The sequence below is a fragment of the Lentzea sp. DG1S-22 genome (genome assembly GCF_036321065.1).
GTDB classification, from domain to species: domain Bacteria; phylum Actinomycetota; class Actinomycetes; order Mycobacteriales; family Pseudonocardiaceae; genus Lentzea; species Lentzea jiangxiensis.
The window spans coordinates 1,102,112-1,124,026 of sequence record NZ_CP143276.1; the positions used below are offsets into that span (position 1 = coordinate 1,102,112).

11 protein-coding genes and 1 pseudogene are annotated in these 21,915 nt (G+C 70.0%); 5 read left to right on the top strand and 7 right to left on the bottom strand.

The annotated features are described in order from the left end of the window. Nucleotides 1–5: 5 nt before the first annotated feature. Nucleotides 6–710, bottom strand: coding sequence for a hypothetical protein (locus tag V1227_RS04975; protein ID WP_329791274.1), 705 nt, complete (start codon nucleotides 708–710; stop codon nucleotides 6–8). Between the two features lie 582 nt (nucleotides 711–1,292). On the opposite strand from V1227_RS04975, the gene V1227_RS04980 reads away from it, so the two are divergent. The 3 genes from V1227_RS04980 to V1227_RS04990 all read left to right on the top strand — a co-directional run bounded on the left by V1227_RS04980 (nucleotide 1,293) and on the right by V1227_RS04990 (nucleotide 5,090). Continuing rightward, entirely contained in the window at nucleotides 1,293–4,079 is a 2,787-nt protein-coding gene (locus tag V1227_RS04980) for a toll/interleukin-1 receptor domain-containing protein (RefSeq protein WP_329791275.1), read from the top strand. A 236-nt stretch (nucleotides 4,080–4,315) separates the two neighbouring features. Beyond that, entirely contained in the window at nucleotides 4,316–4,576 is a 261-nt protein-coding gene (locus V1227_RS04985) for a hypothetical protein (protein ID WP_329791276.1), read from the top strand. An 85-nt stretch (nucleotides 4,577–4,661) separates the two neighbouring features. Further along, nucleotides 4,662–5,090 carry an STAS domain-containing protein gene (locus V1227_RS04990; RefSeq protein WP_329791277.1) on the top strand — a complete coding sequence of 143 codons (429 nt, stop codon included), beginning with the start codon at nucleotides 4,662–4,664 and terminating at the stop codon, nucleotides 5,088–5,090. A 656-nt stretch (nucleotides 5,091–5,746) separates the two neighbouring features. On the opposite strand, the gene V1227_RS04995 is transcribed toward V1227_RS04990, so the two are convergent. The 6 genes from V1227_RS04995 to V1227_RS05020 form a co-directional block, all read right to left on the bottom strand. Continuing rightward, nucleotides 5,747–6,976: a cytochrome P450 gene (locus V1227_RS04995; RefSeq protein WP_329791278.1), complete on the bottom strand. Its 1,230-nt coding sequence runs from the start codon at nucleotides 6,974–6,976 to the stop codon at nucleotides 5,747–5,749. Nucleotides 6,977–7,167: 191 nt separating this feature from the next. Next, on the bottom strand, nucleotides 7,168–8,139 hold the full coding sequence (locus tag V1227_RS05000) for an aldo/keto reductase (RefSeq protein ID WP_329791279.1): 972 nt from the start codon (nucleotides 8,137–8,139) through the stop codon (nucleotides 7,168–7,170). A gap of 222 nt (nucleotides 8,140–8,361) precedes the next feature. After that, nucleotides 8,362–9,261 (bottom strand): SDR family NAD(P)-dependent oxidoreductase, encoded by a 900-nt coding sequence (locus tag V1227_RS05005; RefSeq protein ID WP_329791280.1) that lies wholly within the window; start codon nucleotides 9,259–9,261, stop codon nucleotides 8,362–8,364. A 218-nt stretch (nucleotides 9,262–9,479) separates the two neighbouring features. Next, nucleotides 9,480–14,198 carry an SDR family NAD(P)-dependent oxidoreductase gene (locus V1227_RS05010; RefSeq protein WP_329791281.1) on the bottom strand — a complete coding sequence of 1,573 codons (4,719 nt, stop codon included), beginning with the start codon at nucleotides 14,196–14,198 and terminating at the stop codon, nucleotides 9,480–9,482. Continuing rightward, nucleotides 14,195–17,098, bottom strand: coding sequence for an SDR family oxidoreductase (locus tag V1227_RS05015; RefSeq protein WP_329791282.1), 2,904 nt, complete (start codon nucleotides 17,096–17,098; stop codon nucleotides 14,195–14,197). The genes V1227_RS05010 and V1227_RS05015 overlap by 4 nt, the downstream gene beginning before the upstream one ends. Continuing rightward, nucleotides 17,095–18,417, bottom strand: coding sequence for an acyltransferase domain-containing protein (locus tag V1227_RS05020; RefSeq protein ID WP_329791283.1), 1,323 nt, complete (start codon nucleotides 18,415–18,417; stop codon nucleotides 17,095–17,097). Before V1227_RS05020 ends, V1227_RS05015 begins: the two co-directional genes overlap by 4 nt. Nucleotides 18,418–19,350: 933 nt before the next feature. Here V1227_RS05020 and V1227_RS05025 point away from each other — a divergent pair. Both V1227_RS05025 and V1227_RS05030 read left to right on the top strand, forming a co-directional pair. Beyond that, nucleotides 19,351–21,105 carry an aminotransferase class V-fold PLP-dependent enzyme gene (locus V1227_RS05025; protein WP_329791284.1) on the top strand — a complete coding sequence of 585 codons (1,755 nt, stop codon included), beginning with the start codon at nucleotides 19,351–19,353 and terminating at the stop codon, nucleotides 21,103–21,105. Continuing rightward, a pseudogene (locus V1227_RS05030) lies at nucleotides 21,104–21,380 on the top strand (ATP-binding cassette domain-containing protein); the annotation flags it as partial. The gene V1227_RS05025 and the pseudogene V1227_RS05030, both read left to right, overlap by 2 nt. Nucleotides 21,381–21,915: the final 535 nt, after the last annotated feature.

A 21,915-nucleotide genomic window follows, 5' to 3' on the forward strand; every position in this document is an offset into this window, starting at 1 on the left:
ACCCGTCAGGTGGAGAACGTGCAGGTGGCGGCCAGGGTGGTGAGCGACTTCCCGGTGAAGTAGCCGATGGTGTAGGTGGTGTCGCGGGTGTAGGTGCCGTAGACCGAGATGCGCCCGGTCGCACCGGCCGGCGCGTCGGCCCGGAACTTGGGCGGGTTGGTGAACGAGCCGGTCGAGGCGACCCAGATGCCCGCCCAGTCCTTGTTGGCGGCGGCGTCGTTGCCGGCCGGGGTGCTGTACTTGACGACGACCACGTCCGACGTGACACCACCGGGCACGGGCGCCGTCGTGGTCGAGAAGTACTGGAAGCCCTCCTCCTGCGGTGGGATGTAGGCCCACGAGGCGATCGACTCGACGGTGCCGCCGGTGGAGTAGCCCAGGACGTAGTCGAGCCCCACCTTGACGTCGAACTCCACCGACGTCGTGCCGCTCGGGCTGTTGCCCTTCAGCGGCGTGGTGGCCAGCGGGGGTGCGCCGTAGGGGATGGCGGCTTCGTTCTGCCAGACGAACACGGCGTTGCCGTAGGTGCTGGGGTGGTTGCCGTTCAGCCCGGTGTACCCCAGCGTCACCCCGTTGGCGCCGACGGCGATGACGTTCAGCGAGATGGAGGCCGCCTGGGTCGGGTCGGCGTCGAGGCGTTCACCGGGTAGTTCGCCCAGGCGGTCGCGGTCGAGGGGGGTCGCGATGAACTTCTTCTCGGTCCTGGTCATGAGCACTCCGTCCAACTGGTGCCGGAGTGCACAGAGTCCATCCGAACCAATGGGGCTTATAACCCCATTCACCGGAACGAGTTGGATCGGCAGAATCGCAACGACCGGGTGGCCCATGTCCTCTCATCGGGTGGACTTCGCTCTGGTCGCCGCCGGAGCCGGCCGCCGCGGTGTCCCTTGTTCAGCCCAACAACTCCGAAAAATACGGAGCCGGTGGCGCGGCACGAGCACCCCGAGTAGTGAAAGGTGCACTCGTTCGACGAGCTGTCCCAACCCCGGCCGGGGGACGCGCTCGCAGCCCAGGCGCACACCCACCGCGCCGGTACCCGGCCTGGACGAGGCGACACCGGCCGCGCGGATCGAGGCGGGGTGAGGCCGTGTTGGGCGCGGCCGGGTTCACCTTGTGGTTTCCAGAACGCACATCGAGGCCAGGTGGCTTGCGACGATGACTTTCGAGCGGCACACGGTGCCACACAACACGAGGCCGTACGGGCGTCGTGCCGCTGAACCGCTGCGGTGATCAGGAGGGCTCTCCTACACTCGGCGGCTCGGTCGACCCCTCGATGCGGAGACTGGTGTCTGGTGAGCGGGACGGACTACGACAGCTTCATCTCTTACAGCCACCGCGGGGACCGACCGGTCGCCAAGGCGCTCCAGCGCACGTTGCACCGGCTGGGGCGGCGTTGGTACCGGCCGTCGGCGCTGCGGGTGTTCCGCGATGACACCACTTTGGCCGCCGCGCCCAACCTGTGGACGGCCATCGAGCGTGCGCTGCTGCGGTCGCGCACGTTCGTGCTGCTCGCCTCACCGGAGTCCGCCGCGTCGGCGTGGGTCGGCAAAGAGGTTGCGCTGTGGCGCGAGAAGTGTTCGCGGGACGACTTCTTCATCGTCCTCACCGCCGGCGAGTTGGTCTGGGACGCCGAAGCGGGCGACTTCGACCATGACCGCACCACCGCGCTGCCCGAGGCGGCGCGCGGGTGGTTCGACGCGGAACCGCTGTGGATCGACCTGCGCGGCCACCGGGACCGGATCGAGCGCACGGGTTTCCGCGACTCGGCCGCGGCGGTGGCGGCGGCGATCCACGGCGTGGCCAAGGACCGCCTGCTCAGCGAGGACGTGCGGCAGCAACGCCGGCTCGTCTCGGTGCTGTCCAGCTTGCTCGTCATCGCGCTGGTCGCCGGTGGTGTCGCGCTGTGGCAGCGCAACGCCGCGCTGGAGCAACGCGATCGCGCAGACTCGCAGGCCCGGGTTGCGCTGTCCCGGGCGCTGGCTGCGGAGTCCGACGTGCGCACCGCCACCGACCCGCAGCTTGCCGCGCAGTTGGCTCTGGCATCGCGTGCTTTGGCCGGAACGGCGGAGTCGGGTGGCGCGCTGCTGCGCAGGCTGGACGAGAACCGCCACGTCCTGGCCTACCTCCGGCGTGGTAGCGACCAGCCCAGCACCTTCATGCACGCGTCCTCCGGCACAGCATCCCGAGTCGCGGTCACCGGTGATGGGGCGGTCGTGGCGTTCGCCCACGAGGGCGACCCGGAGGTGACGATGTGGCACGTGCGGGAGCGTCGAGAGGTGGGACGGCTGCGCACCGGAAAGCCGGAGCCCGAGTTCGGCATGACCTGGAACGGCCTTTCGTTCGACCGCACCGGGTCGGTGCTCGTCGCCTCCGACGGCCGCGACCTCATCGTCTGGAACACCGCCGACCGGAGGGTCATCCGCACCATCCCAGGTGCTGGCTCGGTCGACGACTTCGATCTTTCTCCCGATGGCCGGTGGATGACGCACGTCGACTCGGATTCGGACGTGCGGAGAGTGCGGCTCTGGCGCGTTGACACGGGGCAAGAGGTGGCCGTGCCCGCTCGGCCTGTGCTGCCATCGATGCCGATGGTGGAGTTCGACGGTGACAGCAGGCACTTGTACGTGTCGTTCCCCGACGGCATCCACGCCCTGCGCCTGGAAACCGCCTCCTGGTCGAGCGCTCCGGTGATGGTGCCGAAGGAGGGGCGGTTGGACGCTGTTGCGCACGATGCGCGCCAGCTCTTCCTGGTCGGGGAGGGCGTCGTCCAGCGGTGGCAGGAGAACGGAGCACGGCTCGACGACGTGCCATTGGCCGGCATGACCCCTGGCACCACGGTGGACGTGTCCGCTGACGGCAGGACCATCGCAGCGACGTCGGGAACGCGGCTCGTCGCGGTCGACACGACGACCGGCCGCAGCACCGACCTGGTGACCCACCGTTCGGGCGCGGTGGATTTCGCGCTGTCCGAAACGGGTGACGTGGTCGTCTCGATCAACATGAACGGTGACGTCGTGGTGTCCACGCCGACCGTCGACCACCGGTCGCCGACGAGCGCACAGGGTTCACGGCGGATCCTGTCGACAGCGGTCGCGGCACGGGCACCGGTGGCGGCGTTCGGCAGAAAGGACGGGATTGACGTCGTTGACCTGTCGACCTTGAGGACGCTCCGGCAGTTCCAGACCGGCGTGTCGCCGGAGGAACCTGGGATGGCGCTCAGCCCAGACGGTCGGCGGCTCGCCGTGCTGGAGGAACGGTCAGTTCACGTCCTCGACGCCGAGACCGGCGCCACCATCGCGCGGTGGCCGAGGGTGTGGCCGGGGGCGGTGCTGGATGGCGGAGTGGGTGTCGCATTCGCCGGTGACGGCACGCGGCTGCTCTTCGAGTCCGACGGCGGCCCAGGTCTCCTGGACGTCGCGACAGGCGAAGTCGTGCAGGTCCTCCCGGTGAGCGAGACCAGCGGCGGCGGATTCGTCACCACCTCCGATGGCCGCTTCCTCGCGCTGTCACTCAGATCCGTCTCACCCGAGGTCAGCAACGGTGGCTCGGTCGTGGAGATCTGGCGTTGGGATGGCAATCGCTACGTCGATCCGGTGCGCGTCTCCGAACCGGCCATCGCCCGAGCCCTGGCGATCACCGAGGACGGAACAACCCTGGGAATCGTCGACATCGACAGGCGGGTCGTCCTGGTCGACCTCACCCGTCCAGAGGAACGCCGGTACCTCCAGGGCGGGGGCGCGTACAGCTCGATCGCCTTCACCTCCGATGGTGGCACGGTGGTCCAGGCGGATTGCAGGTCCGGCGGGGTGATCTCCTGGGACGTCGCGGAGGGTGTGCAGGGAGCGGCGTGGCACCGTCCGCCCACCCCCAGCGAGCTGACCTGCCCTGACACCATGCTGCTGGAACCGGTACCCGACAACGGGGTCCTCGTAGGGGACGCGGAAGGCGGGATGACGCTTTGGCGGATGGATGTTGCCGCTGCCGTGAGGGCACTGTGCTCCACCAACGGCGCTCTCGACGAGGCGAATGCGGCCCGACATCTGCGCGGTCTGATCGGCTCGGCTCCCGCCTCCTGCTGATGGTGAGCCGTGATCTTCTCAGGGCTGGTGCGGTCTCGGGTGAGACGCGCCAGTCTCGAGGGTGGGCCGTGCCGCGTTCGGCACGGCAGCGGACGGCGGCGTAGGAGTTGTTGGTGGCGGCCAGGTTGTGTAGCCGCGCCCACCGTGGCCAGGCTGGCCTGCGGCTACGACGTGGGCAAGAAGATCCAGGGACGTCAGCGTCATATCGCCGTGGACACCCTGAACTGCTGGTCGCCGTGCTGGTGAGCCCGGAATCCACAGTGGACAGGATCGCCGCCCGCTCGCGGTTGCGGCGATTCGCCGCAGGCGAACGAGTCCGGCTGTTTTGGGCCGACGACGGCTACACCGGCACCCTGCTCGACTGGGTGCACAGGACCCTGGCGCTGGCTGCATGGATCACCAGGCACCGCCGACGGTCAGGCCGCGGCGGATCGCTCGCCAGCCTGGACCAGCGCCACGGCAACACCGTGTCGACCGCAACCATCACCAGCAGGTAGGTCGCGCAGGTGTCAGCTGAGTTCCGAATGGGTATGAGCGGCAGCAGGAGTGAATCGGGCGTGTGTCTGTGGGGCGAGGAGCAGAATGCGCGGTGAGGTCGAGCAGCCGTCGGTCATGGTCGAGGTCACTACCACTGAGGATGTGGTGATCGCCGTTGTCCGTGGCGATGTCGACCACGACACCTTTCGAGAAATCCGGAGCGCGCTGTTCACCTGCATGGCCGGCCGGGCCGCCGCGTTGGTGGTCGATCTCGACGACGTCGGGTTCTTCGGTTCGATCGGCATCGCCGTGCTGCTCGAGACACGGCAACGCGCCGACCAGATGGGCATGAGATTCGCCGTTGTGGCGGGGCGGCGAACGGTGGCACGACCCATCCGGTTGACCGACACCCAGGACCTGCTCCACGTGCAGCGCACTCGTGAGGACGCGCTGGCCGCGGTACGTCGTCACCCTCGCTTCACCGGCCACTTGGACGACCCGACCGACACCGGTCCCGCGCGTTCATGGCCGTAAGCCCCGCCATGCACCCGCATGCGGACAGGCGACGCCTCGACAGTCTTGTCCTCAATGCATTCGAGTCTCCCGCGAGTACATCGTCGCCTGGTCATGCATGCTCACGAGGAAGACTCGGATCCCGCCTAGGTTTGGCTGGTCCTGCCGTCGGGTGAGCGGTTCTCCATGCCGCATCTGTGCTGCGGCTGTGTCCCATGAGGCTCGCACGCCGCTCGCTCGGCAACATTCGTCCTTGAACACGTCTCCAGCCACATCCTGCCAACAGCAGCACGGCGACGGAGCGGTCATCAGCAGCGCTCCGGCGACCATCACGTGTCGTTCGCCGAACCGGTCGGTCGCTGTCCCGAGGGTCTCGTGGGGAAGACGCGCTGCTCGCCGGGATGACTGCCCTCAGCACGGGACCACCCCCGCCCCGCTCGCGCGGGGAGGACATTGCATGACCAGTGAATCTAAGCGTGCCCTGGACATGTTCGAGTTTCCGTTGCTGCGGAGCGGCCACCTGATCTCGAGGCACGGCTTGCCCGCGCGTGGGCGTGGACGGTGTGGCCGCACCTGGTGTCGGGGTCGAAGATGAAGGCGTTCACGGCCGACGACTCGATCCGGCTGCTGCTCTGCAACCTGTACTCCAGCGCTGTCAACTATTGCGCGGTAAGATCTCATCGGCAGATGACGGGAAAAGTGTCTGCTCGTCGCATGAACATACCTGGGCGCCAGACGAGCTGGTCGGGGGAGACGGCCAGGCTGATGTCTTCGAAACGGTCCAGAAGCGCAGCGATTGCAACTGTGGTCTCCAGCTTGCCCAGCTCGATCCCCAGGCACCGGTGAGGGCCATGACCGAATGACATCGAGCCGTGCGAACGGCGCGCTATGTCGCAGGCATCGGGGTTGGGGAACAGGTCCGGGTCGCGATTCGCGATGGCGGGCGAGGGGACGATGAACTCTCGCGGAGGAATCACGATGTCGCCGAGCTCGAAAGGTTCATCGCTGAACCGCGGTGGAAGCATGCGGAACGGTGATTCCAGCCGGATGCCTTCATCAACGGCTGACGCCAGCAACGACCTGTCTTCGCGTAGCCGCATCAGCTGGTCGGGGTTGCGCAACAGGACCAACAGCGTGTGGACCATGGCGTTGATCGGCTCGCAAGAACCCACGAGCAGCACCATGAAAGTCGAGGCCAACTCGTCCTCGTCGAACTTGCCTTCCTCGTCGCACTGCCGGATCAGCCGGGTGAACAGATCATCTCCGGGCTCGCGACGCTTGCGTGCCACCACCTGTTCGGCGAATCGGAACAGTTTCAAACTCGACTCTTCGATCTGAGCGACTGAGTTGCCGGTGACCATCAAGTTGGCCCACGTGGGGAATTCGTCCAGTTCGTCGTCGACGAGTCCGACGATCCGGGCGATCGTGCGTACGACCAGCGGCCGGGCAAAGGAGGTGACCAGGTCAAACGGTTCGCCGGTGGGAAGTGCGGCCGTCAGTTCCCGCGCTGTCGCGATGATCTCCTGCTCGTACTGCGCGATCGTCGCCGCGGACATTTCGGGGTCCAGCACCGCGCGCATCCGCCGGTGGTCGGCCCCGTCGCGTTCGAGCACGCTGCGGCGCGAAGAGTGCAGCATCCGTGCGGTCTTGCCGGGGAGCAGAACGGTTTGAGCCGACAGTTCTTTGCGTCTGGGCAAGAGGTCTTTGTAGAAGCCGCGCCCGGCCAGCACCCGTTTGATCTCTTGATAATGGGTGATCACCCACATCCGGTAGCCGTTCGCCTCCACCGGTACCGCCGGCGCGGTCTCGCGCAGCGCTCGCAGCATGGGGTACGGATCCCGTACGAAGCGGCTGGTGAGCAGATGCATGGGGCATCGGGGATCGGTGGTCGGAACATTGTCGGCCATCGCGCACCGCCTCGGGGTCAACAAGCCTCACGTCGGCTTGAACTCATCAATCGACTTGCGAACACGGATGACCACATGAGCGATCTGTCTTGGGAAGCATTTGCGATCATCCGCAGTCGAGGCGCGCCAGGCTGGTCGCGCTGCCGTCCCCACGTGGCGCCCCGAGAACCTGGGAGCCGCGCATCACATCGTCAGCCGAGTCCTCGCTCGGGATAACCCATGCGCACCGCGGACACCTTGTTGAGCCGGTCGGTGATCTCGGGAGGAAGTTCCAACGCCTCCGAGGACAGCGATGCGGAAAGCTGTTGCACCGTTCGTGCTCCCACCAGCGGTGCGCACACGCCAGGTCGGTCACGCACCCATGACAACGACACCTCGATCGGACTTGCTCCGAGCTCGCGTGCGCACTCGACGACCTCCGTGACGATTCGCGCCACGCGTGGACTCTCCGCGTAGTCCTGCACGTACCACCGGTAGAAGCCGCTATCGCGCTTGCCTTCCGGGACACCGTTCAGGTACTTGCCCGTGAGCACGCCTCTGCCGAGCGGTGCCCAGGGGAGCAGGCCGATGCCGAGAGTTTTCGTGGCGGGGCGCACCTCGCGATCGATTCCGCGCTGTACGAGCGAGTACTCGAGTTCGACGACCGACAGAGGAGTGGCGCCGCGAAGTTCCTGGATCGTCGCCGCTCGCGAGGTCTGCCAGCCCGAGTAGTTGCAGGCGCCCGTCGCCCGCACCTTGCCCGCCGCGACCGCGGCGTCCATCGCGGCGAGCGTCTCCTCGATCGGAACCTTCCGATCCCAGGTGTGCACGAGCCAGAGGTCGATGTGGTCGACCCGCAGGTTGCGCAGTGACTGCTCCAGCTCCGCGAGCATCCGCGTCTTCGACGCGTCGACGGTCGGTGGTCTCCCGATGACCATCCCCGCCTTGGTGGCGATCACGAAGTCCTCGCGGCGGAAGTGGCGCGCGAGCGCTCGGCCGATGATCCGCTCGCTTTCACCGTCGCCGTAGATGTTGGCGGTCTCGATCAATGTGCCACCCGCGTCGGCGAAGCTCCGCAGCTGTGCCACTGAATCGGTGTCGTCGGCGTCGAAGCCCCAGGTGGCGGTACCCAAACCGAGGCGGGACACCGAGATGTCGCTGTTGGGCACCGCTCGCTTTCGCATCTCGCTCCCATCGTCCCAGCCGAATCGAGGGCCAGAATGCCGGACGGCAAGCGGTGACGGTGGTGTCGTTCCGGGCTGCGGAACGCGCAGTGCGTCTCCGCACCTGCAGGGCGGCCTGATTGCGGAATTCTTCGACGCGATCGGCTTGTGGGGTGGAGGGTGGGCTGACGAATCGACCGCGCACCGCTTGCTTCCGGTGCCGTGTGAACACGACGCCCCTGATCACACGTGTTCCTGAGTGATCACACCCCCGGACAGGTCGTCGAACTCACCCTCCGCGATGCGGGCCAGAAGGGCGGCCGACTGCTCGACCGGGGTGAACTTCCCCTGGTCTTGCAGAGACTGTGCCCACCGCGAGAGCCGAGGCCAAACCGGGTCGTCCGCAGTGCGCGGGTCAGCGCTCCGCTCCATGCCACGGCGCATGAGGCCGATGTCGAGCAGGCCGGGGTCGTAGCACAGCACCGCGAGCGGCCTGTCCTTCACCTCGATCGCGAGGTTCTCGGTCAGCTTGATCACGGCCGCCTTCGACACCGAGTAGGCCGTGAGGTAAGGCCACCTCTTCACACCGGCGTTGCTGATCACGTTGATGATCCGGCCCCGCGTCATCCTCCGGATCGCCGCGTTGGTGGCGAACGCGGTGCCTCGGAGGTTCACCTCGAACGTGTGCCACCACTCGTTTTCGTCGACCTGCCACGTCGGCCCGACAGGTCCACCGAGCGCGCCGTTGTTGACCAGCACGTCGATGCCGTCCAAGCTCTCGATCAGCTTCGGCGTCGCGAGCGGGTCGCCCAGGTCCGCGACGTGGGTCTCGACCTGCACCCCTGCGGCGGTCAGATCGGCTTCGACCGCGTCCAGAGCTTTTCTGTCGCGGCCGGTGATGACGAGTTCATGGCCTCGGGCACCGAGCTCTTCGCTGAACGCCCTGCCCAACTCCTTGGCGCCGCCGGTCACCAGAATTTTCACGTGGTCGCTCCTTCCCCGCCGCCGAACGACCTCGCAGGCAACGGGTTTGAAAATATCAGCACCTGATGGATCTGACACGGCATCGCCGGCGACCGCATTCATCGCCACGACGAGCATTGGTGCACCCGCCGCCGTCCGATTGGGTGGCTTGCTGTTCACCTCGTATCTCCTTCTCCGGCATTGCCAGGATTCCGCGAGGACAATGAACAGGCCATCTCCTCGGGCTGGGAGACCGGATGCGCGGTTTTGTGCGGCAGCAACTCGACACCTGCACTGCCGGCAGGGCCGGCTGTCGCGCATGCACCGCCCAGACGTCGCGGAGGGAGAGATCCGCGTGCGTCCCGTGAGGTGGTCAAACCGGGCAAGGCAGGGGCGCTTCAGGTCACGGCCACCCCGGTCAGGCGCAGAACCGCACGCCCGCCCGCGACGGCGAAGCCCTCCTCTGCCGTGCCACCGACCGCGTCGGCCGACCGGCAGTCCGGGGCGGCGGCAAGACCGCGCACGGTCAACCGCTTCGCCGTCTCCGGGAGCGCCAGCAGCGCGTGCAGCGCCGGGTGGGGCAGGCAGGCGACCGGGGCGGGCGCGCCGCACCACAGGTCGGCATCGGTGTGCACGGGCACCGCCTGGGTGGCGCCCGGTGGCCGCGCGGGCAGGTCGGGGGCCTGGTCGCGGTAGTGCAGTACCGCCGTGGCCACCTCACCCTCGGTGCCGGTGACGACTACGCGGACCTGCCAGGTGTCCTCGCGCCACCGGCCGGTGGCCGTGAAGTCCAGCACCAGGTCGCCGTCGAGCCGGAGGCCGGCCAGTGTTATGTCCACTGTGGACACTTCGGTGAGGTGCTGGCGGGGATGTCCTTCCGGCCGCACCCAATCCCCGGCAGCCAGCAGGTACTCCAGCAGCACGGGTACGGACAGCGCGCCTCCGGCCAGGTGCGGTTCCCGCGCCGGGGACCAGCGGTGCCGGGTGGCGAACCGCTGGTGTTCGGTGAACTGGAGCACCTCGCCCAGCAGCAGCCGGGTGGTGCGGATCCTGGGCCAGTCCGGGCTGCCCTCGGGCCACGGCCAGGCGCGGATGAGGTGCGGCCGGGCCATCACCCCGAGCCTGCCGAAGTAGCTCACCGTGCCGGTGCCCTCGGCCAGCTCGGCGAGCCAGCGGGTGGTGGCCTCCTCCGGGCGTACCGTGCTGCCGTAGCGCGCCGCGCCGTGGTAGCTGACGATGTTGCCGGTGCGTTCCCAGGTCGGCCAGCGCACGACGTGCACCGGTACGCCCGTGTGGCCGGCCGTCCACCGGCCGAGCCTGCTCAACGCCCCGCTACCCGCCGCGTAGGCGGTGTGGCCGATCATGCCGCCGAGTTCGGAGATCGACCCGGCGCAGCTGATCAGGCGCAGCGGCCGGTCCTGGCTCGCCCGTGCGGTCAGCGCCGAGACCAGGGTGGTGAAGCCGGTGACCCGGACGGCGACCGTGTCGATCACCTCCTGCGGGGTGAGGCGGGCGAAGCGGACCCCTCGGTAGGTGGCGGCGTTGTGCACCAGGACGGTGGGGGAGTGCGGGAGTGCGGCGAGCATCGCGTCCACCTGTGCACGGTCGGTGACGTCACAGGGCAGGTAGCGGATGGGCAGGCCGTCGGCGAGGTTGTTCCGGGTCTGCCGGACGAACTCCTGGGCGGCCACCGTTTCCCGGCCCTCGGCCAGTCCGCCCGGAGTGCGCGCTGCCGCGACCAGGGTCTGGGCGCGCCAGGCGGCGAAGGCCTCCTCGTCCAGGTCCGCCCCGGGGCCGCACAGCTCCCGCCGCCCGGTCACCACGACTTCCGCGCCGGTCGCCGCGAGTGCCTTGGCCAGCTCGAAGCCCACGCCCCGGCCGCCCCCGGAGATCAGCACGCAGTCGCCGGGACCGACCGGTCGGGCGTCCGCGGCAGGTGGTGCGATCCGGGCGTGCGGCACGTACCGGCCGCCCTGCCGGTAGCCGACTTCCAGGCAGTCCCATTCGGTGGTCTCCGCGTCCACCGCGTCCGCGATCAGTGCCGCGTCCACCCGGTCCAGGTCGACGGTTTTGGCACGTGTTCCGGGCAGCTCGACCATCAGGTTCTTGGCCAGTCCCGCCCAGGCCCCGCTCAACGGCTGCGGCACCGCCTCCCCGGAGCTGCCGAACAGGCCGTCGCCGTGGCTGATCGTCAGGTAGAAGTGCCGGTCGGCCTCCGGGGTGGCGAGCCAGCGGTCGTAGACGGTGTGCAGGGCGGCCGTGGTGGTCAGCAGCGCCGCCCGCCAGGCCTCCTCGCCCAGCTGGTAGTCCGGTGCGCCGGTGAGGGTGAGGTCGACGATGCCGTCCCAGTCCGCCGCGGTGATCTCCGCAGCGGTACGGGCGACGGTGACGTGCGCGCCGCGTGTGCTCAGCAGCCCCGCGACGGCGGTGGTGAGCGGTGTGTCCAGGCCGAGCAGCAGCACGTGCCGCCCGCGCAGCCCGCCCACCCCCTTGGGCCGGGGCACCGGTACCGGCTCCTCCACCCAGCGCTGCACCGGGCGGGCGAAGTCCAGCTCGTGGTAGGCCAGCAGCTGTGGCCGCAGCGCGGGTTCCTCCGCCGGCCACCGCACGGGTGGCGCGGTGGCCGGCCGGGGGTGTTCGTCGACGGTGCGGAACTCCCCGGTGTGCTGGTGGACGTACCCGATCACCTCGCCGGTGACGTCCAGCATCCGCACCAGCAGCCTGCCGTCCGCGTCGAGCACCCCGCCCCAGGCCCCGTCCCGGGTGCCGAGCACGGTCAGTTCACCACCGGCGTGCGCGAGATCGTTGCCGCCGCCGTAGAAGTCGATCCGCCCGATCGATCGCGGTACCACCACGGGGCTCCACTCCGCGGGCGAGACCGCACACACCTGGGCGAGCGTGTCGCACAGCACGGCGGGCAGCAGCGCGCCGCCGAACCAGCGCCCCAGCACGGGACCGTCCAGCACCACCCGCGCCCGGTTCGCGTGCGCCCCCGCGTCCACCTCCGAGCAGCTCGCGAAGATCCCGGACAGCGCCGCGACCGGGTTGGGCAGCTGATAGGGACTGCGCCGCGGGACCGGTGCGGTGACCACGGGCAGCCGGTCCGGCACCGGACAGTCCGGGGCCCGGTCCCGCAGCACCACCGACAGGCGGAAGTGCTCCCGGTCCCGGACCAGCACCGTCCCGCCCGGCGCGACCACGTCGGTGAGGATGCGCACCAGCACCACGGACTCGCCCTCGGTGCCGGCCGTCAGCTCCGCGACGATCTTCTTGCGCGCGGGCTGGCCGGCGTACACCCGAAGGAAGTGGCTGAACGACACCTCGCGCACGGCGACCGGTACGCGTCCGGGCACCAGGGCGGCCGCGGCCTGTGCGGCGATCTCCACGGCCAGCAGGCCGGGCAGCGTCGGATGGCCGCCGATCAGGTGCTCGCTCAGGTAGCCGTCACGGTCCAGGTCGAAGACCCGGTGGGCCACCAGCCTGGCTTCGGTGCGTTCGGTGATCTCGTCCAGGAAGAACGGCCGCTCCCGGGGCGCCCAGACCGCGGTGCGCCGGGGCAGCTGGGCCGCGGTGACCCGGCGTTCGACCTCGCCGAGGTAGGCGAGCGCGGACTCGGTCCGGTCCTGGGCCAGCTCGGTGAGGAAGTGCGCGAAGCCCTCCTCGGCGGGCATGAGGGACAGGTGCCGGGTCAGCACCTGAGCCACCAGGGGATCGGCTGCGCGGGGCGTGCCGTCCCACAGACCCCAGCCGAAGGTGGTCTCCTCGGTGCCGGTGGCCCGCGCGGCGGCGGTGAACAGGAAGTCGTTGGCCGAGCTGTAGTCGGTCTCGCCGTGGATGCCGAGCAGCCCGGCCAGCGAGCCCGCGTTGACCCAGCGGCGCGGCGGCTGCCCGGCGAAGGCGAGCTTGAGCGCGCGGTAGGTGTGCACCTTGACATCGCGCACGAGCTGGAAGTCGGCCAACGACTTGACGGGCAGCTCCGCGGTGCGGTTGAGGCCGGAGAAGTTCAGCAGCAGGTCCACCGGCCCGGCAATCGCGGCCCGTACCCGTTGTACCGCGTCGGCGTCGCGGGTGTCGCACACGTGGTAGTGCACCCTGCCCTCGCCGCAGATCTCGGTGAGCCGCGCCAGGTTGGCGTGCACCTCCCGGGCCCGGGCGAGCCGTTCCAGGTGTTGCCTGGCCGCGGCGAGCCCGCCCGTCGCGGTGAGCAGGACCTGCCGCCGCCGGGCCTGGTGCGCCGCGTGGTCCTCGGTCAGCGCGGTGTGGTCGTGTGCGGCGAGATCGGTGGTACCGAGCACGTGCAGCACGGGGCGGGCGTGCGCTGCCAGGCCGAGCAGGGTGGTCATGCCGATGCCCCGGCCGGCTCCCGCGCCGACCACCACGGCGTTCTCGGCGAGCACCGGCCGCGCCGGGGCCAGCGGGACCGCCTCCGCGCGCTGGGTCAGCCGCAGCCCGCCCGCGCGGACCACCCCGGGCAGCACGTGCCGCGCGGCGGCTTCTTCGGCCAGCTCGGCCGTGGCCTGGGCGGGGCCGGCCGAGGTGAGCAGCACCCGGCAGTGCGCTCCGGCGAGCGCGGGTTCCATTTCCATGGCCTTGACCAGCCCGGTGAACAGCCCGGCGTAAGGGTGCACGCGGCCCTGTTCGTCGGCCCCGCCGCAGAGCACGACGTGGAAGCTCAGCAGCCCGGCCGCCGACTTGGCCGCCAGGAAACAGGCGTCGTGCAACCGCAGCACGGCCTCGGGTGAGGAGGCCGGCCACTCGTCGGCCGGGGGCAGGCCGGCGAGTACCCGCACATGCCGGTGGCCACCGGGAATCTCGGCGCCCGGTCGCAGCACGGTGGTGTCCGGCAACGGGTCGAGCAGCCCGTCCGGCACACCCTCGCCGAGCACGATCAGGGTGTGCTCGGGGACCGGTGGCCAGGGCGCGGGCTCGGCCACCCGGGGATCGGGCCGCCAGCACACCACGTGCCGCTGGAGCACGGTGGCCCGTCCGGGTGCGGCGGCCCGCAGCCGGGAGGTCCGTCCGCCGGGCAGGGCGGGCCGGGTGATGACCTGTCCTTCGGACCTCCCGGTCAGCACCTCGAGCAGTTCGCGGGCACCCTCGGCGCCGGACAGCCTCATCTCGCCTCCGCTCGGTCGAGCTCGGCGAGCACCGGGACGTGCCAGGCCCGCGCCAGCTCCGGGGTGGTGACCGCGAACAGGTAGGCCCCCTCGGCGCCCGCCCGGTACGGGTTGGCGCTGACCCCGCCGACCAGCGCCAGGGTCAGCTCGCCGTCGTCGAGGTAGCAGCCCGCGCTCTCGAACGCCTGGAGCAGCGAGGCCTCTCCGCCGTCCACGACGAGGTTGAGGCCGTGCAGGTCGGCGAGGTTGGCCACCCGCGAGGCGATGACGTTGGGCATCACGCCGGGCTGGGTGTCCGCGTTGATCTCGGGCCAGGTGCGGTCGAGCTCGGCCCGCAGCCCGGCCAGGAACGCCTCGTCGCGCACGGTGTCGCGGAGGTCGTCGAAGTGCACGCGCAGCTGGGCTCCTTGCATCGCGCCGGTCTGCCCGAGCTGGCCGAACAGCACGCCGGTGGTCTCCCGGTGGGTCTGGCACAGCGCGCGCACGGGTTCGGGCAGCAGCCGCCAGCACTCGATGGCCAGCACCTGGGCCCGGTCGATCCGCCGCAGCATGGGCTTGGGCAGCGGGACCCCGGGCAGGTCCGGGATCGGGTACACCGGGCCGAAGCGCGCCGCGCCGTCCGCCGGTTCCCGCGCCGCCCACCCGATGACGGCCAGCCGTTGCGGGGGGACCGGTTCCCGCGCCTGGACCTGCCACTGGTCCGGGAGGTACTCCGAGACCACGGCGGTCGCGTTGGTGCCGCCGAAACCGAAGGCGGAGACCGCGCCGGTCCGCGCTCGGCTGGTGGGCAGCCAGTCGACGGGCTGCCGGGGCACGCGCACCATGGGCGCGTGTTCGACGAGGTGTGCGGGCAGCCGGGTGAACCGGTGCTGCGGCGGGATCTTGTGGTGGCGCAGGCACAGCAGCAGATGGATCAGTGAGACGACACCCGCGGGCCAGCCGGTGTGGCCGATCACCGACTTGTTGGACACCACCGTCAGCGGCCGGTCCGCCGGGTAGACCTCGGCGATGCCCAGCAGTTCGGCGCTGTCCCCGGCGGGGGTCGCGGTGGCGTGCGCGACGACCACGTCCACCTCACCCGGTTCGGTACCGGCTTTGGCCAGGGCGCGGCGTGCCGCCAGGACCTGGCCTCGGCTGGCCGGGGCGTTGATCGCCTTGCCCTTGCCGTCAGCGGAGAGGCCAACGCCTCGGAGCACGCCGAGCACGGTGTCCCCGTCGGCTTGGGCGCGGGAGAGCTTCTTGAGCACCACCAGGGCCGCGCCGTCGGCGAACAGCACTCCGTTGGCGTCCTCGTCCAGCGAGCGGACCTGGCCGGTGGGGGACAGCCCGCCCATCTTGGCGAAGGCCACCATGTAGGTGACCTGCATGGCCGCCGCGCCACCGCAGACGGCGACCTCGCAGCGCCCGGCCCGCAGCTCGCGGATACCCCGGTCCAGGGCGTACAGCGAGGAGGAGCACGCGGTGTCCACCACGTGCACGGCCGAGTCCTCGGGCAGGATGCCCCGGATCGCCCCGGCCGCGATGGCCGGTGGCAGCGAGTCCGCCGGCTCGCCCGTGCCCCGGCGGAACCGGGTCCGGGCCCGCGTCCGGATCGCAGCTTTGTCCTCTGTGGACAGGTGCTGACCGAGTGGGCCGTCCAGGGTCTCGGACAGCGCGGCCAGGACCTGGGCCTCGGAGTGGTGCTGGCTGCCGTCGGCGGTCAGGCCGACGCAGAAGGCGAAGCGGTCGGTCGCCCTGGTGGTGGTCTGTTCCAGGGCCTGGTGGAGGCTGTGCCGCAGCCACAGCAGGCCGAAGTCGGTGGCCGGGTCGTCGGGGAGGCCTTCGGCGGCGAGCTTGGGGTGTGGCTGGAAACCGGTGATCAGGCCGCAGACCGGCTGGCTGCCCTTGTCCGGGACGTCACCCCGGCCCGGGGTGAACGCGGCGGTGACCCAGCGCTCCGGCGGCGCCTCGGTGAACAGTTCCGGGCCGTCGTTGAGCACCTGCCAGAACTCGTCGGGGCTCGACGCGCCCGGGACGGCGAGGCCCATGCCGACCACCACGATCGGGTCGCCGATCTCGGGCTCGGGCAGGGGGACGGGCTCGGGCACGGGTGCGGGCTCGGGCCGGGGGACGGGCTCGGGTTCGGGCTCGGACACCGAGCCGCACATCAGCCGCACCCCGCCGTCGGCGTCGATGGTCTGCCCGGTGATCCACCGGGAGCGGGGCGAGGCCAGGAACGCGACCAGCTCGGCGAACTCGTCCGGCTCGCCGATGCGGTGGCCCAGCGGGGTCCTGGCCACGATGCTGCGCGCGAAGGACTCGTGGCCGGGAAACATCCGGCCGCCCGGGGTGTCCAGCAGACCGCCCGAGGCCGTGTTCACCCGCACGCCCGCCGGCCCCAGCTCGACTGCCAGGTACCGGGTCATCGCCTCCAGGGCAGCCTTGGTGACCCCGATCGCCAGGTAGTCCGGGAGCACCATCCGGGCGCCGGTGGAGGAGATGTTGACCACGCTCGCCGAGCCGCTGGCCAGCAGCAGGGACCGGGCCGCCCGCACGCACCGCAGTGGCGCCAGGAAGTTGACCGCCAGCACCCGGTCCAGGTCCTCCTCGGCGAGGTCGAGTCCCGGTGCGAACAGGCCCAGCGCGGCGTTGTTGACGAGGACGTCCAGCTTGCCGTGCTCCCGGCCGATGGTCGCCATGATCGACTCGACGTGCTCGGGCTTGGTGACCGAACCCCGGGCCAGCCGCACGTCCAGGCCCTCGGAGGTGAGCCGGGCCGCGATCTCCTTGCCCTGCGGGTAGGAGTGGAAGCAGTTGAGGTAGACCACCGCGCCCCGGCGGGCCAGCAGTTCGACCACCGCGCTGCCCACCCCGCCGGCGCCCCCGGTGACCAGGGCGATCCGGCCGTCGAGTTCGGTCATGGCCGCGCGGCCGTGATGTAGTCGGCGATCTTGCCGAGCGTGTCCAGCTCGGTGCCGCGGAAGCCGGGCGGCGGGGCGGGCAGGTCGAACAGGGTGCGGATCTGGGTCATCAGCTCGGTCTGGCGCATGGAGTCCACGCCGAGATCGGCCTCCAGGGAGGCGTCCTCGGTGAGGACCTCCACCGGGTATTCCAGGGTGTCGGCGTACAGCTCCCGCAGCCGGGCGAGCGCCGCCGTGCGATCCGGTGCCGGTGCCGGTGCCGCTGTCGGCTCGAGTGCCGGCGCCGGTGCCGCTGTCGGCTCGGGTGTCGCAGGCACCAACGGCCGGGGTGCTTCCACGCGCGGCACCGGGACACCCGCGAGGTGCGCGGCCACCGCGTCCAGGTCCGACAGGGGCCCGGGGGCGGCGAAGGTGGGTACCACCGAGGCCAGGGGCAGGGCTCCGCGCACCAGCTTGGTGAGCACCTCGCCCGCGCCCAGTTCGACGAACACGCGTGCGCCGTCGGCGGACAGCCGGGCCAGCGTCTCGCGGAAGCCGACCGGTTGGGACAGCTGGAGCCCCAGCAGCGCGGCCAGGTCGTCGCCGTCCCGGTAGCGCCTGCCGAGGATGGGGGAGTGCACCGGCACGGCGAACGGGTGCCGCCGGTAGCCGGCCACCCGCCGGGCGAGCTCCCGTCCGGCGGGGACCAGTGCCGGGTGGTGGAAGCCGTACGGGGAGCCGAGCGGGCCGGCACTGATCCCCAGGGCCCGCGCCACCTCGGCCGCGGACGCGAGCGCCTTGGCCGGGCCGGACAGCACGCTCTGCTCCTCGGCGTTGTCCACCGCCAGGACCAGATCGGGTGCGGCGAGGAGGGTCACCAGGAGCTCGGCCCGGTCCCGTCCGCAGCGCAGCGCCAGCATGCCGCCCTCAGGGGCGTGCGCGCGCAGCACCTCGTTGCGGTCACACACGATCGCCGCGCCGTCCGCTACCGAGAAGACCCCCGCCGCGACCAGTGCGGAGATCTCCCCGAGGCTGTGCCCCACCAGCAGATCCGGGGTGGTGCCCCTGGCGGCCAGTGCCCGGTGCGCGACCACCGCGGTGGCGTAGATCGTCAGCTGGAGCTCGTCGGCGTGGTGCGCCACCAGGTCTTCGAGGGAGGGTGCGGGGTCGGCGAACACCACGGCACTGACCGTGCGACCCGTGCGGGCGCGGTGGGCCTCGTCCACGGCGGCGAAGACCTCGCGGACCACCTCGTCCCCGCCGGCCCACGCCTGGCTGAGCACGCCAGGCCGGTACGCGCCCTGGCCGGGGCACAATCCGACGATCGGCTCTCCGTACATCAGATGTCACGCACCCCGTCGTTCTTGGTGGTCGTCGGCGAAAACCAGCGCTTCCGCTCCCGGTTCGACGTTCTAGCACGAGAACGACCGTCAGGATGAGGGCAGATTCCGATCCGTGGAACGGTGCCATCTGCGCACTCCCTCAACGTTGGTCGATCTCGTACGCAGAAGACCTGGCTCAGTCCATGACCGCGGTTTGCCGCTTGAGCAGCTCGACCTCGCCGCGTCGCCCGGTGCTGCTGACACTCTGTTCTCTGCGTCCAGCACGATCGATTCGATTCTCGGGGCGGCTCGCAGTTGACTGGAGAAATGGTTCTTCACGTCGACCGTCGGCTCGTCGCTGATTCAGAACCGTCCGACGTATTCAGTGCCATCGACATCGTCGTGAACCTGGGGGCTGGACTCGTCGGCAGGCTTGCGCCGACCGGCTGTCGCAGAGGTTCCGACACCAGCCTGTCGCCCATGCCCTGAATGTCGCCGTTGGCCATGACGCAGGCAGAGACGTTGTGATCAGGCGCCAGGGCGAGACGGGACTGCTGACCGCACGTACGGCCGATGTGACCGGCGATCCGCGGTTCGAGGTGGTCGACCGCTCGTTCCGCACCGCGGGACGGCAGGTGGTCGGCACCGTGAGTTCTGCTTACGGTGAACCCGAGTCCGGGCCGCCGCGCCGGCACATCGGTGAGGTCCAGCGGACTGCAGCCGAGTTGAGCGACGACCGTTCTCCTCGGCATCGCGAGCGCAAGCGGCACGTTCGGGGACGTCCAGTGGCGGAAGAACTTCCCGAAACGACACTGGAACGGAAAAGAGAAATCGGGTCGAGCGGGATTCCCTTGCGTGTCGGATCTTTGTGGCCAAGCCATCTCGCAGGCGTCTTGACTGGTTCTCGGCGGAAACCCGGGTTGTGTATTCTTCGCTCGTCATGAAAAACTTGTGCAGGTGTCTTTGATGATAAATCTCCGCCGCCTAATGGGATTCCGCAACGGGAAGACGACCGGCGACCATTCTGGTGAGCCGGGCGAGTCGCTGCTCGGCAGTATCCGGCGTGGAATCATCGGCGACAACCAGGTGCTCGGCACCCCTTATGGCGCAAGGAGAATGGTCTACGCCGACTACACCGCATCGGGACGGGCGCTCGACTTCATCGAGGATTTCATTCGTGCGGAGGTGTTGCCCTACTACGCCAACACGCACACCGAGAGCTCGAGCACCAGCCGGCGCACCACGATGCTGCGGGAACAGGCGAGGCTGCTCATTCGCCAGTCCGTCGGAGGAACGGAGGACGACCTGGTGCTGTTCTGCGGTTCCGGTGCGACCGCGGCGATCACCAAGCTCGTGGGAATGCTGGAGATCCGGCTCCCGGCCGGTCTGGACGAGAAGTACTCGCTCGCGGACCGGATCCCGCAGGAGGAACGTCCGGTCGTCTTCGTCGGACCCTACGAGCACCACTCCAACGAGCTGCCCTGGCGCGAGTCCGTCGCGGACGTCGTGGCCATCGGCGAGGACGAGTGGGGCCGCGTCGACACCGCCGAACTGCGCCGGCAGCTGATCCGCCACTCCCACCGCCCGTTGCGGATCGGCAGCTTCTCCGCCGCGTCGAACGTGACAGGTGTGCTGACCGACACCGACGGCATTGCCGCGCTGCTGCACGAACACGGTGCACTGTCCTTTTGGGACTACGCTGCGGCCGGACCGCACGTGCCCGTTCGCATGCGTGAGAGCGCACCGGGACAGGGTGACCACAAAGACGCCGTTTTCCTGTCACCGCACAAGTTCGTCGGCGGCCCGCAAACGCCCGGTGTGCTGGTGGTGCGCCACGAACTCGTCACCAACAGCGTTCCCACCGTGCCCGGCGGCGGCACGGTGGCGTTCGTCCACCCGGGAGGTCACCGCTACCTCGACGACCCGGTGGCCAGGGAGGAGGGCGGCACGCCCGCGGTCGTCGAGTCGGTCCGCGCCGGTCTGGTGTTCGCGCTCAAGGATGCCGTGGGCGCCGAGGTGATCCATGCCCGCGAACAACGGCTGTGGCGGCACGCCGTCGCCGAGTGGGAACAGGAACCCGGTATCGAGATCCTCGGCAACCGCACCGCGGACCGGTTGTCGATCGTGTCGTTCCGCATCCGGTCCGGACAGCGGTTCCTGCACCACAACTTCGTGGTCGCCGTGCTCAACGACCTGTTCGGCATCCAGTCCCGCGGCGGGTGCTCCTGCGCCGGTCCCTACGGGCACCGGCTGCTCCACATCGACGGCGAGCAATCCCAGGGCTACGACCGCAACTCCGCGATCGGCTATCACGGGGTGAAGCCCGGCTGGGTGCGCCTCAACTTCAACTACTTCATCACCGACGCCGTCCGCGATTACCTCGTCGAGGCCGTGCGGCTGGTCGCCCGGCACGGCCACCGCCTGCTGACCGACTACGTCTTCGACCCGAGAACCGGGTTGTGGCGGCACCGCGGCACGGCCCTCGTTCCCCGTGAGCTGCCCGATCTGCGCTCCGTGGTGACCACGCGCGCGACCGCGTCGCCGATTCGCGCCGATGACACGATCCTGACGAAGTACCTGGAGGAGGCGCGGCGCCTGCTCGCTGCTCGCGCTGACGTGGTCCACGACGAGGCCACCGGTCTGCCGGGCGACTTCGAGGAGCTGCGCTGGTTCGTCCTGCCGCAACTCTGCCTCCCCGCTGAGTGAGAGGATCGGCTCCGTCTTCCAGCAACCCGACCTGCTGCTCGCCCTCACCGCCGCCGAACAACTCAAGGTCATGGCCCACATCGGCGGCCGCTCCCCGGCCAAGGCCCGCACCCGCGCGATGGAACTGCTCGACGCCCTGGGCCTGACACCGCAGGCGGGGCGTCGCCCGCACCAGCTCTCCGGCGGTCAACGTCAACGCGTCAACATCGGCCGCGCCCTGGCGAACGACCCCACCGTCCTCCTGGTCGACGAACCCACCAGCGCCCTCGACCACGAACGCGGCGCCGCCGTCATCGATCTCATCACCCGTCTCACCCACCGGCAGGCCACCGCCACCGTCCTGGTCACCCACGACCGCACCCACCTCACCGCCGTCGACCAGGCCGCCCCACCGTGGAAGCAGGCCACGAGGGCGGGCCGGGCGGCCTTGCGCGTGTCGCGGGTGGTGAAGACGAACCGCCCCTCGGTGACGGTGACGAGCGCGATCCCGTGGGTCCTGGCGAACTCGACGGCCCCGGCCTGGAACGCCGAAGTCGCGACCAGCACCCCTTTGTGCGCACCCACCTCTGCACCTTCTGCCGCAACACCTGCACCAGCTCGCGCTTGATCGGGTTGCGGTGCAGCTTCGCCTCGACCACCACCAAGAACTCCATTCCGGCGAACCGGTACCGCACGGTCGCGTCGAACTCGTAGACCCCGTCCACGCCGGTGACCTTCTCGTGCGCGCTCACCACAAGCCCGTCGACCTGGGACCTCGCGGCCCCAACAGTTCTCCGGCGACGTACTCCTCGAACTCACCCGGCGTGATCC

What these genes read in the sequence shown, in the direction of transcription:
- V1227_RS04975 (WP_329791274.1), bottom strand. Translation starts at nt 710, where the DNA reads ATGACCAGGACCGAGAAGAAGTTCATCGCGACCCCCCTCGACCGCGAC.
- V1227_RS04990 (WP_329791277.1), top strand. Translation starts at nt 4,662, where the DNA reads ATGCGCGGTGAGGTCGAGCAGCCGTCGGTCATGGTCGAGGTCACTACC.
- V1227_RS04995 (WP_329791278.1), bottom strand. Translation starts at nt 6,976, where the DNA reads ATGGCCGACAATGTTCCGACCACCGATCCCCGATGCCCCATGCATCTG.
- V1227_RS05000 (WP_329791279.1), bottom strand. Translation starts at nt 8,139, where the DNA reads ATGCGAAAGCGAGCGGTGCCCAACAGCGACATCTCGGTGTCCCGCCTC.
- V1227_RS05010 (WP_329791281.1), bottom strand. Translation starts at nt 14,198, where the DNA reads ATGAGGCTGTCCGGCGCCGAGGGTGCCCGCGAACTGCTCGAGGTGCTG.
- V1227_RS05015 (WP_329791282.1), bottom strand. Translation starts at nt 17,098, where the DNA reads ATGACCGAACTCGACGGCCGGATCGCCCTGGTCACCGGGGGCGCCGGC.
- V1227_RS05020 (WP_329791283.1), bottom strand. Translation starts at nt 18,417, where the DNA reads ATGTACGGAGAGCCGATCGTCGGATTGTGCCCCGGCCAGGGCGCGTAC.